Here is a 15,199-nt window from a genome sequence, read left to right as displayed (position 1 = left end):
GATGACTTGCTCCTCTGACAACGGATTCGAAGGGTGTACCAATCGGCCCAGGCGCGCGGTCGAATTCCGTGGTCAGTCGCTCCCCGGTGGTAGTCCACCCAGACGCCAGTCGCGACGGTTACGAGCATAGCCGATGAGGGAGGCTGCGCAGGCTGCCGCATACCGGGAGTCCATCGCAGAATCGATTCGACATCCGCCGTTCCGCTCGGCGACGCCGACGGGTAGGTTTTGTTCATGGTCCTTACTCACCCCCTTCCGCTCGTCCCCGCGCCCGTGTCAGCGATCGCACGGGAGGGACGGATGCCGATCACCCCGACGACGCGCGTGCTCGGCTCCTCCCCCGCCGTCGCCCAGCTCATCGACGCGGTCGAGCGGCGCACCGGGATCCGAATCGCGACCGTCGACGAGGCTCCCGCCGAGATCGAGCTCCTCGTCGACGCCCGCTCCTCAGGACGGGAGGGATACACGCTCGAGGTCGGCGACCGTGCGATCCTCGTCGGCGCCGACGAAGCCGGGCTCTTCTACGGCGTGCAGACGCTCCTGCAGCTGCTGCGACAGGACGACTCCGGATGGGCGCTGCTCGGCGCCGACGTCGCTGACTCCCCGCGCTTCCCGCGGCGCGGGGTCATGCTCGACGTAGCGCGCCACTTCTTCGGCGTCGACGATGTGAAGAAGTTCATCGACAGCACCAGTGCCCTCAAGTTCAACCACCTGCACCTGCACCTGAGCGACGACCAGGGGTGGCGCGTGCACATCGACTCCTGGCCGCTGCTGACCGAAAGGGCGTCCCGAACCTCGGCGAACGGTGACCCCGGCGGCTTCTACACGAAGGCCGACTACCGGGAGATCGTGGCGTACGCGGCGTCACGCCACATGCTCGTGATCCCCGAGATCGACCTCCCCGGCCACACGCACGCGATCGGCGTCGCGTACCCCGAGCTCGTCGAGGCACCGGTGCTGAACGACAACCTCATCGCGGATTCGGCGCGGCTCGATCAGCCGTTGCCCGTCGCTGGAGAGACGTATCTCGGCTGGGGCGTCGGGCACTCCAGCGTCCGCATCCATGAGGAGCACACCTACGACTTCGTGCGCGATGTCGTACGCGAACTGGCCGAGATGACGCCCGGTCCGTACATCCACATCGGCGGTGACGAGTCCCTGGGCACCCCCCAGGCCGACTTCGACCTGTTCGCCGCGCGCGCGACCGCGATCGTCGTCGACGCGGGCAAGATCCCCGTGGCGTGGCACGAGATGGGCTCCGCGGCGGACATCGCCGAGGGAACCGTCGGGCAGTACTGGGGCAAGACCACACCAGAGGGCACGCACGCCGAGGAGGCCGCGCACTTCGTCGAGCGCGGAGGCGCTCTCCTCATGTCGGCGGCCGACGTGACCTATCTCGACATGAAGTACGACCCCGACTTCCCACTCGGGCTGACCTGGGCGGGGATCACCGATGTGCGAACCGCGTACGAGTGGGAGCCCACGGCGGTGCTCGATGTGCCCGACACCGCGATCCTCGGCATCGAGGCGCCGCTGTGGTCCGAGACCACTCGCACGCTCGGCGAGGTCGAGCAACTGGTCTTCCCCCGCGCCGCAGCGCAGGCCGAGGTCGCGTGGTCGCCGCAGGCGGGACCCGAGCGCACGTGGGAATCGTTCCGCACGCGGCTCGGGACGCTCGCGCCGCTGTGGAAGGCTGAAGGGGTCGAATTCCACGCCGCAGCCGAGATCCCCTGGAGCGAACGATGAGTGTGCAGTCCTCGACGAGCGGTTCGCTGCTCATCCACTCCGCCCGGCTCGTCGACCGCGGCGAGGTCGTGGAGGACGCCTGGGTCCGGATCGAGCAGGGACGCGTCGCCGCGCACGGCACCGGTGCGGACTGGGCAGCGGCCGACGAGGTCGTGGATGCCGTCGCGACGGCGGGAGAGGGCGCACTGCTCACCCCCGGCCTGATCGACATCCACGGCCACGGAGGAGCCGGCGCCTCGTTCGACGACGGCGTCGACGCGATCCGCGCCGCGCGGGCGCTGCACCGCGCGCACGGCACCACGCGCGCGGTCGTCTCGCTCGTCACCGCACCGCTCGACGAACTCGCCCGCAACGTGGCGCTGGTCGCCGACCTCATGCGCACCGACGCCGACATCCTCGGCTCTCATCTCGAAGGTCCCTTCCTGGATCCGGCGCACCACGGCGCGCATGAGCCGACGCTGCTGCGCGCGCCAGCGGCGCATGACGTCGCCCGACTGCTCGAGGCGGGGCGCGGCACCGTGCGCCAGGTCACGATCGCGCCGGAACTGCCGGGCGGATACGACGCGATCCGCCAGATCGTGGCGGCGGGAGCTGCGGCCGCTGTCGGGCACACGAGCGCCGATGCGGGAGTCGCGGCGGCCGCATTCGAGGCGGGGGCTTCGATCCTCACGCACGCCTTCAATGCCATGCCGGGCATCCACCACCGAGCGCCGGGCCCGGTGCTCACCGCCGCGGCCGATCACCGGGTGGTGCTCGAGGCCATCGCCGATGACGTGCACCTGGACCCGCACGTGATCAAGCTGCTGTTCGACACGGCCCCGGGGCGGGTCGCACTGATCACGGATGCCATGGCCGCCGCCGGCAGCGCCGACGGGCACTACGACCTCGGAGCCGTCAGCGTCACGGTGGCCGATGGCATCGCCCGCGCCGACGACACGGGCTCGATCGCCGGCTCGACCCTCACGCAGGACATCGCGCTGCAGAGGGCGGTGAGCGCCGGTGCGTCTCTGGCTGCGGCAGTGCAAGCCCTGACCGAGACACCGGCACGAGCGATCGGCCGAGACGCCGAGATCGGCGATCTGCGCCCCGGCCGCGTCGGAGATGCCGTGCTGTGGGATGCCGCGCTGCGCGTCGTCCGCGTGTGGGTGGGAGAACGCCTCAACGAGTAAGAGGTCCGCACGACGCGCGACGACGCGCAACTCTGCGTGCTCCGGTTCATCTTCGCGGGAGGGAGGCCACCGGTCCCCAGATCGGTGGCCTCGTTCCCGCTTCATAGAGAGGGGGGCCGGGAACTCCTCCCCCGAGGCTCCCGACCCGCCCTGCTGGTGCAGTTGCCCCTCGCACCAGCGCCCGAACTCCGCCCCCCGGAGGAGCTCGTATGGCTGTCTCTATGGGATGAGACGAAGGCGCGGCCGGTTCATTACGCGGCTTCGCGATCTTTTTTCGAGATTCTTCGTCGGCCCGCACCGAACAGCCCTCCGAACTGGGGTTCTCTGTGTCAGAAGATTTGCAGGGAATTCCGTGAAGGGGTGGCCTTGCTGGGAAATTCGGGTGAGAATGAAGAAGACGCGTGATGAGGGCCGCCCTCCCGCGTCTCTCTTGTGAGGGCACACGAGTGCTCCGAGACAGATGGATGAAAGTGCACGAAGAAGAGAACGTTCCGCACGACGAACCGATCGCCGACGCCGATCTGATCCTCCGCACCCGTTCGGGCGACACGGAGGCGTTCGGAGAACTCTGGCGACGCCACTACCCGTCCGGCCTCGCGGTCGCCCGCTCCGTCACGTCTTCCATCGACCCCGACGACCTCGTGCAGGAGTCGTACACACGCATCTACCAGGCGATCGTGAAGGGCGGCGGACCCAACGGCTCCTTCCGCGCCTACCTGTTCACGAGCATCCGCAACACTGCGGCCGCCTGGGGGCGCTCCCGCCGCGAGTCGACGATCGATGAACTCGACTCCGTCGCCGACCCGGACAGCACCGATCAAGCAGCGAACGAGGCGCTCGACCGCAGCCTCACCGCACAGGCGTTCCGGAGTCTGCCCTCGCGGTGGCAGGAAGTGCTCTGGTACACCGAGATCGAGCAGATGAAGCCGCAGGATGTCGCGCCGCTGCTCGGCATGAAGTCCGGCGCCGTCTCCCAGCTCGCCTTCCGCGCCAGGGAGGGGCTGCGTGAGGCGTGGATCCAGGCTCACCTGCGCAGCGCCGCCCCCGGTTCCGACTGCCAGTGGACCATCGAGCACCTGGGTGCCTACTCCCGCGGCAATCTCAGTGCCCGTGACTACAGGCGCCTCGAACTGCACCTCGACGAGTGCGCACGCTGCATGATCGTCGCCGCCGAGGCGAAGGATGTCTCGAAGCGACTCGCTCTGGTCCTGCTTCCCCTCGTCCTCGGCATCACCGGCTCGGCCGGCTACCTGGCGACGCTGCAGGGTGGGGGCGCTCCGATCGTCGCCCTCGCCGCAGCGCCCTCGGCCATCCCCGGCGTCGTCGTCGCCGGAGACCCCGGCACGGCCGTGTCCGGTGGGACCGCCGCGAGCGGTTCCGCAGCGGGGAGCGGTTCGGGCGGCGGGGCCGGTGGAACCACCGCTGCCGGCGGCGCCGCCGGCTCGGCAGGCGGCGGGGCCGCAAGCGGCGGCATCCTCACCGGCATGGGGGCTCTCGTCGGCGCGGGTTCCGCGGCGCTCGTCGTCGCGGGGGTCGTCGCGGCCGCGACGATCATCCCCGGTCTCACCGGCGCGCAGCCGGTCGCATCGCAACCCAGCGCAGGCGACAGCGACCCCTCCTCGATCTCGGCAGACGTCGGGCCCGACGCCTCGATGGCGCTCGACGAGCCCGTCGTCATCGAAGCACCGGCACCCGAGCCGAAGGAAGACGCCGCTCCGCCTGCCGACGAGGCGAGATCCGATGCCGTGGAGCCTTCCGGTCCGGTCATCGCTCCTCCCGTTCCCGTCGTCCCCGGGAAGCCGGTCGACCCGGTCACCCCCGTGGACCCGGTGGATCCCGTCGACCCGGTCGATCCCGTCGACCCTGCGGTTCCGGAGGGATCGCCCACGGTCGGCCAGGGTGAGGCCTGGATCGAGTGGATCGGCGAGGCGGAGGAGTTCTTCGTCGCGCACTACATCGTGCAGGTGTCCGGCGCCGCCTCAGCCACCGTCCGTGCCCGGATCGATGGCAGCGGCGGCGCGACCACGACTCTCGCTCCCGACGTCGAGGGCGCTGCGGTGGGTCACGGCACGATCGCGCTCACCGCGAGCCGGGCCCAGCTGTGCGGCAACGCCACGGTCGACCTCGCCTATGTGAACGGCGACACGGTCGGCACGGTGACCACGACCACGCTCTGGGAACTTGCGCCCCTCCCCGAGTGGTGGCTGCTGGTGTGCGTCCTCACGGATGACGGTGCGGATCCGTCGACGATCGACGTCTCGACCGTCGACGCGCCGGTCGCGGAGGAACCCGTTCCCGGCACCGACGACGCCACCGCGCCCCTGGAGCCGGCCGCCCCTGTCGATGAGACGCCGGTTGTCGAGGCTCCGGTCGAGGAGGTGCCGGCAACGCCTGCCGCTCCCGTCGGAGAGGCTCCGGTCGAAGAAGCAGCCCCGGTTGAAGAAGCAGCTCCGGTCGAAGAGGTGGCAGCAGCCTCCGCACCCGCCGCGGACACCAGCACGGCAGAGGCGCCTGCAGACAGCGCATCTGTCGCGGCGGAGGAGCCGTCGAGCGCCGAATAGACTGGGAGCATGCCCCAGGATTCTGCACCCGTACCTGGCGTCGAGCGTCCGGTCATCACCGCCATCGACGTCGTCCGCGCGATCGTCCTGGTCCTGGCCATCGCCTCGCTCGCCCTGTGGGGGTTGGCGACGTGGCCGCTCCCCTGGAACATCGTCCTCGGCATCGGCACCCCGGTCGTGGTCCTGCTCGTCTGGGCGCTGTTCCTCTCCCCGCGTCCGGTGCTGCGCGTGCATCCGTTCCTCCGCGCGGCCGTCGAGCTGCTCATCTACGTCGGCGTCACGATCGCGTGGTGGTCGATGGACCAGGCGCTGATCGGGACGGCCTTCGGTCTGGTCGCGATCGCCGCCGGCGTGATCAGCGGACGCCGCGCGCTGTCATGACCGCCTTGGCATGAGCGCCGGGTCATGAACGTCGTCGCACAGCTGCAGGAGGCACTCGGAGATCTCGTCGAACTCGACGAGGCGGCCCTGGAGCAGGCACGCGCAGATCGCTCGGGCCATGCCGCCGCCGGCCGCCCGCTCGCCATCGTGCATGCCGAGACCGTTGCGCAGGTGCAGCAGACCCTGCGCATCGCCACCGCGACGCGCACTCCTGTGGTCGTCCGCGGCGCTGGGACAGGCCTCGCCGGGGCGGCCAATGCCGGGGCCGGCGAGATCGTGCTGTCGACCCGTCGCATGGATGCCGTGGTCGAGATCCGTCCCGACGATCTCCTCGCCGTGGTCGAGCCCGGCATCCTGAACGCCGACCTCAACCGCCTGCTCTCCGCGCACGGGGTCTGGTGGGCGCCGGATCCTGCCAGCCGCGAGATCTCCACGGTCGGCGGCAATATCGCGACAGGCGCGGGTGGGCTGCTGTGCGCAAAGTACGGCGTCGTGCGCGATGCCGTGCTCGGTGTCGACCTCGTCCTCGCCGACGGGCGACTGCTGCACCTCGGACACCGCAGCGTCAAGGGCGTCACCGGGCTCGACCTGACCTCGCTCGTGATCGGCTCGGAGGGCACCCTCGGGGTGATCGTGGGGGCAACCCTCAAGCTGCGGCGCCTGGTCGTGGGCCCCACGTGCACGGTCACCGCGACCTTCCCCGATGTGCGCAGCGCGGCGGCGGCATCCGCGGCCGTGACCGCATCGGGCGTGCAGCCGGCGATCATGGAGCTGATGGACGCCGCGAGTCTCGCCGCCGTCCACGCCCTGCTCGGACTCCCCACCCCTCCCCCGGGCGCAGCCCAGCTCACGATCCAGACCGACGGCCCTGCCGCGATCGCCGAGGCCGACATGATCGCCACGGTGCTGCGCGCGCATGACGGCGAGCCCCTGGTGTCGCATGACCGTGACGAGGGCGAGCGGCTGTTGGCCATCCGCCGCTCCATGCACGCGGCGATGACCACGCTCGGGACCACGCTGATCGAAGACGTATCGGTGCCGCGCAGCGCCATGCCGGAGATGTTCGACGAGATCGCTCGCATCGAACGCGAGTTCGGCCTGACGATCCCCACCGTGGCGCACGCGGGCGATGGCAACCTGCACCCCAACTTCATCTTCGAGGGGCCCGAGACCCCGCCGCACATCTGGGCCGCCGCGGACGAGCTGTTCCGTGCCGCCATCCGTCTGGGCGGCACGCTGACCGGCGAGCACGGCATCGGCGTGCTCAAGCGACGCTGGCTGGTCGATGAGCTCGGCTCCGATCAGTGGGAGCTGCAGCGGCAGATCGTGCAGGTGTTCGACCCGCACGGCATCCTCAACCCCGGGAAGGTGTTCTCCGCCGATGCCTGACATCCATGTGAGCGCAGCCGTGATCGTCGACGAGGCCGATCGGGTGCTCGTCGTCCGCAAACACGGCACGACCCGGTTCATGCAGCCGGGCGGCAAGCCGGAGGCCGGGGAGTCGGCCGCTGAGACCCTGATCCGCGAACTGCACGAGGAGCTGGGGGTGCTGCTCGTCGAGAGCGACCTGCGCCCCCTGGGCAGATTCGTCGCTGCCGCCGCCAACGAGCCGGGTCACCGTGTGGTCGCCGACGCCTTCGCCGTCTCGATCGACCCTGACGCTGTCGCCGTGCAGGCCGAACTCGCCGAGCTGCGCTGGATCACCCCGGATGACGTGACGATGCTCCCGCTCGCGCCTCTCAGCTTGGAGTACCTGCTGCCACTCGCCTGGCCGGGGCTCGCCCGCTGAGCTCGCTCAGATGCCCTGCCAGGACGGCTTGTTGGCGAAGGTGTAGCGGTAGTAGTCGGCGAGCTTCAGGCGCGATGCGGCCGCCTCATCCACGACCACGGTCGCGTGGGGGTGCAGCTGGATCGCCGAACCGGGCAGGAACGCCGTGAGCGGCCCCTCGACGGCATCCGCCACCGCCTGGGCCTTGCCCTCGCCGAAGGCGAGCAGCACGAGGTGACGGGCCTTCAGGATGGTGCCCAGGCCCTGCGTGATGCAGTGCTTGGGCACGTCGTCGATCGAGTCGAAGAAGCGGGCGTTGTCCTCGCGGGTCTGCTCGGTGAGAGTCTTCACGCGGGTGCGCGACGCGAACGACGACCCGGGCTCGTTGAACCCGATGTGCCCGTCGGTGCCGATGCCGAGGATCTGCAGATCCACCCCACCCGCGGACTCGATCGCGGTCTCGTAGTCGTCGCCCGCGTGCTGGATGGTCGCGTGGGCGCCGTTGGGCACGTGGATGCGCTGCGGGTCGAGGCCCAGCGGCTCGATCACCTCGCGCGTGATGACGGATCGGTAGCTCTCCGGGTGCGCGGGATCCAGCCCCACGTACTCGTCGAGAGCGAAGCCGCGTACGCGTGACAGGTCGCGTCCGGCGAGCTGGGTGCGCAGAGCCTGGTAGACGGGCAGCGGCGTCGACCCGGTGGCGAGCCCCAGCACGGCATCGGCGCGCCGCGCGATGAGCTCCACGATTTCGGTCGCGACCAGCGTTCCCGCGGCCTCTGCGTTCTCGACGATGACGACCTCAGCCATGGGAAACGGGCTCCTTCTCAGATAGGGATGCGCCGACGAGGGCGGCGCCGAAGGCTGCCGCGGGAGAGCCCGCCGGCAGCATCTCGATTCTCTCATCGAGGTGCAGGGAACGCATGAAGGGCGAGGCCTCGGCCCCGGCCAGGAGGGCGCGCCGGATGCCGTCCTCCAACCGCCGGCCGAGCGAGGTGAGGCCACCGCCGACGATGACGGTCTCGACATCGGCCGAGAGCACCAGCACGCGCACGGCGGCCGCGGCACCCCGGTAGAGATCGGCGCGCAGAGCGATGGCGTCGTGGTCACCCGCGTCTGCGGCATCGAGGACGTCGCGCACCGGCAGAGCCCCGGGCCGGCCCCAGGCCTTGGCGAGCGCCCCTCCCCCGCAGAACGTCTCGATGCAGCCTCGCTGACCGCAGCCGCAGAGTCGTCCGTTCGGGTCGACCGAGATGTGTCCGACCTCGCCGGCCGTGCCGCGCGCACCGCGCCAGATGCGGCCGTCCATCACGATGCCGGCCGCGACGCCCGTGCCGAGGTTCAGATAGGCCATGGACCCGCTGACCCCGCGGAGCGCGGCGGCGCCGAGGGCAGCCGCCTTCACGTCGTTCTCGACGCAGAAGGGCACACCGAGCGCCCGCTCTGCGCGCACGGCGAGGTCCAACGAGTCGACGCCGAGGTTCACGGCGTGCAGTACGCGCCCGGTGCCGGCGTCGACGAGGCCGGGGATGCCCACGCCGACCGAGCGGATGCCGGAGACCGTGAACCCGACCTGATCGGCGAGGGCACCGACGGCGAGCGCGATGTTCTCGAGCACCGCGTCCTCGCCCCAGCCGGTGGGACGACGGAGCCGGCCGAGGATCTCTCCCTCGGGGTCGACGGCGACCGCGTCGATCTTGGTCCCGCCGACGTCCAGGCCCACACGAATCTGCCGACCGGAGCGGTCGGCGAGGTCGACACCCTTCATCGGATGTCGCTCCCGAGCGCCTGCGTGGCGGAGATCATGAGACACCCAGCTGTCCGGACAGGACCATGACAGCCGCGCCCCGCAGCACGATGTCGTCCTGGTGGGTGAGACGGATGAGCGCGTCCTCGAAGACGCCTTCGAGGGTCCGGGCGTGCAGCGTCTCGATCGCGGCATCGATCAGGATGCCGTCGAGCAGGTCGGCGGGGCCGGAGAGCACGACCTCGGAGAGGTCGAGGGCGGCGACGATCGGTGCGATCGCGATCGCCATGCGTGTTCCGGCGTCACGCAGGATCTCGTCCCGGGCTCCCGGGTCGGCGGCGAGAGCCTCACGCAGGCGCGTGACGCTGAGCCAGGCCTCCAGACAGCCGTCCTTGCCGCAGGCGCAGCGGGGGCCGCCGTCGGTGCCGACGACGACGTGACCGATCTCTCCCGCGGCGAAGCGGCTCCCCAGCAGCGGCTGGCTGCCGGTGATGAGCCCGGCACCGACCCCTCGCCCGATCTTGATCAGCATGAAGTCGGCCTTGGCGTCGCCGAAGGTGTACTCCGCGAGCACGGCGGCGTTCGCGTCGTTGCGCGCGAGCACGGGGAGGTCGAGGTCGGCGCCGAGCTTCGCCTCGAGCCGGAAGTTCGTCCAGCCGAGGTTCGGAGAGCTCAGCACGACACCGTCGGGGCGCACCACACCGGGGGTGCCGATGCCGACGCCGAGCAGCGGCTGCGTGGACGCGGCGACCAGAAGCCGCGCGAGCTCGAGAAGTGCCGCGTAGGCGGCGGCGCCGTCGGCGGACTCCGGGCGTTCGACCTCGCGGCGCTCCAGCACGTCGCCATCGAGGCTGAGCACGGCACCGACGAACGCATTCGGACCGGACAGGTCCAGTCCGATGATCTGGTGCCCCACCCGATCGATGTCGATCAGGATCGGAGGCTTGCCGGGGCCGACCGTCTCACGGACGCCCATCTCGATCACGATGCCGTCGGCGATGAACTCGGCGACGAGGTCGGAGATGGTGACTCTCGTCAGCCCGGTCTCGCGCGAGAGATCGGCGCGTGACATCGCGCCCGCGTGGTAGAGCGTCTGCAGCACGAGAGCGCGGTTGTGCCCGCGCGCGTGCTCGGGGAGCACCTTCGAACGGGAGCGCAGGTGCCGCCCTGGCCCGAAGGCATGCGTGTTCCCACCGGCGTACTCTGACGACGGTGGCACACGCGGTTCATCCGACACGGACATGTTTGTTAGTAGACCTTACGAACATAAATTACGCAACCTTTGCCCCGCGGTGCGCGGCGAGGGTTACCGAAACGTTACATTGATGCGGGTGCCTCAGCAGCAGCCGCGTTCGCCCTCTCCACGAGGCGCTCGACCAGACCGGCGACGATCCCCTCACGCGCCTGAATCGTCAACGGCTTGCCGGGCACTCCAGGACGGCGTTGTTCAGGCGTCGGGCCGTCGAGTGGACGATACCGCACCCCCGCCGCCCTGAGGCGGAGCAGATGCGTGGGGAGTCGCTGCGCGAAGTCGGAGTACGCCCTCGGCTCACCGCCGTCCCACAGCCGCTCGGCGACCGCCACCAGCCGAGGGAACATCGCGAAGTCGACGCGATCGCGGGTCGCCAGGTGCTCGCTCCAGACGTTCGCCTGACCGCCGGCGGCCCCCTCCTCGACCCGGAGCGTGTAGACCCGCTCGATCGGCAGCGGCGGACCGACGCGGATCGGCTCCTCCGCGGACTCCGACTGGGGGTAGTCGAGGTACACCTCGAGATCGGGGCAGGCGATGGCCGGGATGCCACGCCGCAGCGCCTCGCGCATCGCGACAGGTCCGCGCCAGGCGAGGATGCTCACCCCCTCGGGGACGTCGCCTTCGAGCACCTCATCCCAGGCGAGTGCTGTGCGTCCGCGGCTGCGCACGTGCGCGACGAAATGCGCGGTGAACCACGGCTGCACATCGTGCGCGGTCGCCAGACCGAGCTCCTGCATCCGCTCGCGTGCGGCCGCGCTCTCCGCCCATTCGGTGACCGGCACCTCGTCTCCACCGATCCCGATCCACTCGGAATCGAAGACATCGCACAGCGCGTCGATCGCGGCTCGCCCGAACACCAGCGCAGCTTCGGTGGGCGCGAGCGTGCGCGGATTCACGCCGAAGCGCTCCCACGGACCGGTCGCCGGCTCGCCGACGTCGAGGTTACCGAGCTCGGGATACGCGGCGAGCGCCGCCTGGATATGACCGGGCAGCTCGACCTCCGGCACGAGCGTGACGAACCGCTCCGCCGCATAGGCCACCAGCGCGCGCAGCTCCTCCGCCGTGTAGTGCCCCTCGTGAACTCCCGGCTCGACGGTGGCGAGCGGACCGTGTCCGCGCTGCGTCGCCGTGCGACGGGACCCGACCTCGGTCAGACGTGGATACCCGGGCACCTCGAAGCGCCACCCCTGGTCGTCGGACAGGTGCAGGTGCAGGATGTTCAGTTGATGGTCCGCGAGCAGATCGATGAGCCGCCGGACGTCTTCGACCGGCCGGAAGTGCCGCGCGACGTCGAGCATCACACCCCGCCAGCCGTAGGCCGGGGAACCCCACCATTCGCCCGCGGGCAGGACAGCGACGTCGGCATCCGCGCCTCGGAGCTGTCGCAGAGTCGTCGCGCCACGGAAGACGCCCGCGGCCGTCGCACCCCTGATCTCGATGCGGTCGGCCGTGACGGAGATCGTGAAGGCCTCGGCACCGATCCGACCGGCGGACGAGGGGGCGTCACCGACCTCGGCATCCACCAGCAGATGGATGGCGGGCGCTGCCTCCGCACCTCCCCCGCCGCCGAGCCGGGCGACGGACGCCGCGAGTGCGGCCGGGGCGACGATAGGGGTGTCGGCGCTCCACATGAATGTCGGCGCTGCAGGATCGATCCGGGATTCGACGAGTGGCACCGTGGCACGGTGGGCCGGCGGCGGCATGCGCAACGCCCGCCCTGGCGTCGCTCCCGTGACCTCGCCCTGCGCGAGCACCGGCACCCCGGCGATCAGCACCTCGACGATGCCGGTCGGCGGCTCCAGCGGCTCGTCGAAGCTCGCCCCCGCGGCGATCGTCCGCGGGTCGAACAGCACCAGGTCGGCCGCCGCGCCGACGCGGACAACACCGCGGGGCAGATCCGCGCGATCCAGCCCGAGGCGGATCGCCGGAGTTCCGGAGAGGTGCCGGACGGCTTCTTCGAGCGTGAGGACCCCGAGCTCGCGCACATAGTGGCCGAGGTACCGCGGGAACGTGCCGCGTCCACGCGGATGCGGGCGGGCGCCGATCAGGATGCCGTCGCTGCCGCCGGTGTGACGGGGATGCCGCATGATCGCGCGCACATTCTCCTCGTCGCCGATATGCATGAGTATGCCGGTCGCGCCCGCGTCTGCGACGACGGTGTCGAGCACCACGTCGACCGCGCGGCGACCGGAGGCCGCGGCGATCTCGGCGACGGTCCGGCCGACGAGGTCGGCGAGAGCGGGGTTCGCGGTGCCGGAGATCTGGATCTGCGCCCAGTCGGCTCGCTCGCCGTGGAACCCGTCGCACCCCTCGTCCTCGAGTTCGACGCGCACCCGTTCGCGGGCGGCGGCATCGAGTCCGGCGACCGTCTGCACCAGGTCCCCGCTCTCGGCGAGCCTGCTCGGAAGCAGCGCCGCCAGCGTCGTGGCGCCGGGGAGATAGGGGTAGGTATCGAGGGTGACGTCGACCCCATCGGCGATGGCCTGGTCGATCAGTGCGAGCAGCGCGCCCGCCCGCCCGCGGTTGGGGCTGAAGTTCATCGTCGCGTGGGTCAGGTGGATGGCGCATCCGGTGCGGCGACCGATGTCGAGCACCTCCCGATATGCGTCCAGCGCCCCGCCGCCGTAGCTGCGCGTGTGCGGCGCCCAGTAACCACCGCGTTCGGTGACGACGCGGCACAGCGCCTCCAGCTCGGCGGTGTCGGCGTACATGCCCGGGGTGTAGGTGAGCCCACTCGACATCCCGAACGCGCCGGCATCGAGGGCCGCTCCCAGCAGCTCGGACATCTCGTCGATCTCGTCCGGCGTCGCCGGACGGTTCTCGTGCCCCACGACCATCATCCGCAGATTGCCCTGGGGCACCAGCACAGCCGCGTTGCCGACGGATGCCGCATCGATGTCGCGCAACAGGTCGTCCATGTCCCGCCACGGCGCGGAGGCGGGAAGACCGTTCCACCCGGCGATCTGCGCCGGGATCACGGCCGCGGCGCCGTCGTCGAGAGGCGCGTACCCCAGCCCGTCCTGTCCGAGCACCTCAGTCGTGACACCCTGGCGGATCTTGGCATCGTGCGCGCTCCCTGTGAGCACCGCGAGGTCGCTGTGCGCGTGCATGTCGATGAACCCGGGAGCCAGGACCAGCCCGCGCGCATCCACCTCGACCGCACCGTCCGGCATCTCCACCGACGCCCGCTCACCCGCGGCGGCATCGGCGGGGATGATCGCGACGATGCGCACGCCCTCCACCGCGACATCGGCGACGTAGCGCGGGGCGCCGGTGCCGTCGACGACCGTCGCGGATCGGTACACCCTCACCTGACCCGCGGCAGCCTTCTCGGCGCTCAGAAGCACGTCGCCACCGCCCCGATCACGCGGGGGTCGACGGCATCCGGGTCATCGATCACGGCGACGACCCGCCACTTGTCGAAAGCCGTGCACGGATGCGAGAGTCCGAGCCGGACGACGTCGCCGACCCCGGCGGTCTCACCGTCGGCGAGGCGCAGGAAGGCGTGCTGGTCGTTCAGCGCGGTGATCTCGCCAGCGACGGACTGCGGCACCGGCAGGTCGAGGTCGAACGGCACGTCGCGCCGCCCGGCGTCGAGCAGGGCGAGCCCCTCCTCCGGCTGCGAGACCACCCGGGACCAGGCGTGCATCGCGGACTGCAGCGGCGCGGTGCCGGTGACAGGTCCGAACGGCGACATGCGCGCGTAGAAGCCGTCGTCGTGGATCTGGAACGCGCCGGAGCGCAGGACCACGTCGGCACTCTCGCGATGCGGGGCCAGCACGGCGGCCGCCCGATCCGGGAAGGAGCTGCCGCCGGCGCTGAGCACCGGACGGATGCCGGAGGGGTAGTCGAGACGCCCGTGCAGCTCGACGAGGGTCTGCAGGTAGGCGTCCACCGCGGCGACCGACGCGGCGCTGCGGTCCGGGCCGAACGGTCCTTCGTACCCGGCGACTCCCGCGAGTCGGAGCCCGGGGGCTGCGGCGACGGCCGCGGCGATCCGCTCCCCCTCTGCGACGGTCCGTGCGCCCGTGCGCCCGTCCGCACCTCCGAGCTCGACCAGCACGTCCAGCGGCCGAGGGGCATCGATCGTGGCCGCGGCGAGGATGTCGACCGTGGCGACGGAGTCCGCCCAGCAGAGGATCCGCAGTTCCGGGTCCGCAGCCAGGAGCTCAGCGAACCTCCGTGCCGCGGCGGGGTCGGTCACGGCGTTGGCGATCAGCACGGTGGGAACGCCGGCATCGACGGCGACCTCGGCCTGCCAGGGCGTCGCCACCGAGATCGCCCAGGCACCGGCATCCAGCAGCCGCTGCCACAATGCAGGGGCCATGGTGGTCTTGCCGTGCGGGGCGAGCAGGACGCCCTGCTCGCGCGCCCAGGCGAACACGGTCGACTCGTTGTGGGAGAGAGCGGCCTCGTGCACCGTGAGCACCGGAGTGCTCAGGTCCGAGAGGCGCAGACCCGCTGCCGCGACCTCCGACAGACGCAGGCCGGCGGCACGTGCCGGGAATCCCTTCGCCCAGGCACCGAGTACGGGATCCGGAATTTGTAGAGGCATCTAACAAGGCTACTAGGCTGGCC

11 protein-coding genes and 1 riboswitch are annotated in these 15,199 nt (G+C 70.9%); of the genes, 6 read left to right on the top strand and 5 right to left on the bottom strand.

The annotated features are described in order from the left end of the window. Positions 1–38: 38 nt before the first annotated feature. A riboswitch (ZMP/ZTP riboswitch) is annotated at positions 39–123 on the bottom strand. A gap of 111 nt (positions 124–234) precedes the next feature. The 6 genes from KZC51_RS07800 to KZC51_RS07775 all read left to right on the top strand — a co-directional run bounded on the left by KZC51_RS07800 (position 235) and on the right by KZC51_RS07775 (position 7,646). Continuing rightward, a complete protein-coding gene (locus KZC51_RS07800; protein WP_247629432.1) occupies positions 235–1,746 on the top strand; it encodes a beta-N-acetylhexosaminidase in 1,512 nt (503 codons plus the stop codon). Continuing rightward, positions 1,743–2,915 carry an N-acetylglucosamine-6-phosphate deacetylase gene (locus KZC51_RS07795; protein ID WP_247629431.1) on the top strand — a complete coding sequence of 391 codons (1,173 nt, stop codon included), beginning with the start codon at positions 1,743–1,745 and terminating at the stop codon, positions 2,913–2,915. Before KZC51_RS07800 ends, KZC51_RS07795 begins: the two co-directional genes overlap by 4 nt. Positions 2,916–3,385: 470 nt before the next feature. Beyond that, positions 3,386–5,476, top strand: coding sequence for a sigma-70 family RNA polymerase sigma factor (locus KZC51_RS07790; protein WP_247629430.1), 2,091 nt, complete (start codon positions 3,386–3,388; stop codon positions 5,474–5,476). A gap of 9 nt (positions 5,477–5,485) precedes the next feature. Then, a complete protein-coding gene (locus KZC51_RS07785) occupies positions 5,486–5,857 on the top strand; it encodes a YrdB family protein (protein ID WP_247629429.1) in 372 nt (123 codons plus the stop codon). 24 nt (positions 5,858–5,881) lie between these two features. After that, positions 5,882–7,246 (top strand): FAD-binding oxidoreductase, encoded by a 1,365-nt coding sequence (locus KZC51_RS07780; RefSeq protein ID WP_247629428.1) that lies wholly within the window; start codon positions 5,882–5,884, stop codon positions 7,244–7,246. Next, on the top strand, positions 7,239–7,646 hold the full coding sequence (locus KZC51_RS07775) for an NUDIX hydrolase (protein ID WP_247629427.1): 408 nt from the start codon (positions 7,239–7,241) through the stop codon (positions 7,644–7,646). Before KZC51_RS07780 ends, KZC51_RS07775 begins: the two co-directional genes overlap by 8 nt. Positions 7,647–7,652: 6 nt before the next feature. On the opposite strand, the gene nagB is transcribed toward KZC51_RS07775, so the two are convergent. The 5 genes from nagB to KZC51_RS07750 all read right to left on the bottom strand — a co-directional run bounded on the left by nagB (position 7,653) and on the right by KZC51_RS07750 (position 15,176). Beyond that, a complete protein-coding gene (gene nagB, locus KZC51_RS07770; protein ID WP_247629426.1) occupies positions 7,653–8,432 on the bottom strand; it encodes a glucosamine-6-phosphate deaminase in 780 nt (259 codons plus the stop codon). Next, positions 8,425–9,390, bottom strand: coding sequence for an ROK family protein (locus tag KZC51_RS07765; protein WP_247629425.1), 966 nt, complete (start codon positions 9,388–9,390; stop codon positions 8,425–8,427). The genes nagB and KZC51_RS07765 overlap by 8 nt, the downstream gene beginning before the upstream one ends. Before the next feature lie 34 nt (positions 9,391–9,424). After that, entirely contained in the window at positions 9,425–10,612 is a 1,188-nt protein-coding gene (locus KZC51_RS07760; protein WP_247629424.1) for an ROK family transcriptional regulator, read from the bottom strand. Between the two features lie 74 nt (positions 10,613–10,686). Beyond that, positions 10,687–13,968: a family 20 glycosylhydrolase gene (locus tag KZC51_RS07755; protein WP_247629423.1), complete on the bottom strand. Its 3,282-nt coding sequence runs from the start codon at positions 13,966–13,968 to the stop codon at positions 10,687–10,689. Next, on the bottom strand, positions 13,959–15,176 hold the full coding sequence (locus KZC51_RS07750) for an alanine racemase (protein WP_247629422.1): 1,218 nt from the start codon (positions 15,174–15,176) through the stop codon (positions 13,959–13,961). The genes KZC51_RS07755 and KZC51_RS07750 overlap by 10 nt, the downstream gene beginning before the upstream one ends. Positions 15,177–15,199: the final 23 nt, after the last annotated feature.

Source organism: Microbacterium croceum, from assembly GCF_023091245.1.
Lineage (GTDB): Bacteria > Actinomycetota > Actinomycetes > Actinomycetales > Microbacteriaceae > Microbacterium > Microbacterium croceum.
Note: the sequence above shows the minus strand (reverse complement) of the source record. Positions and strands in the feature narration are given on the sequence as shown.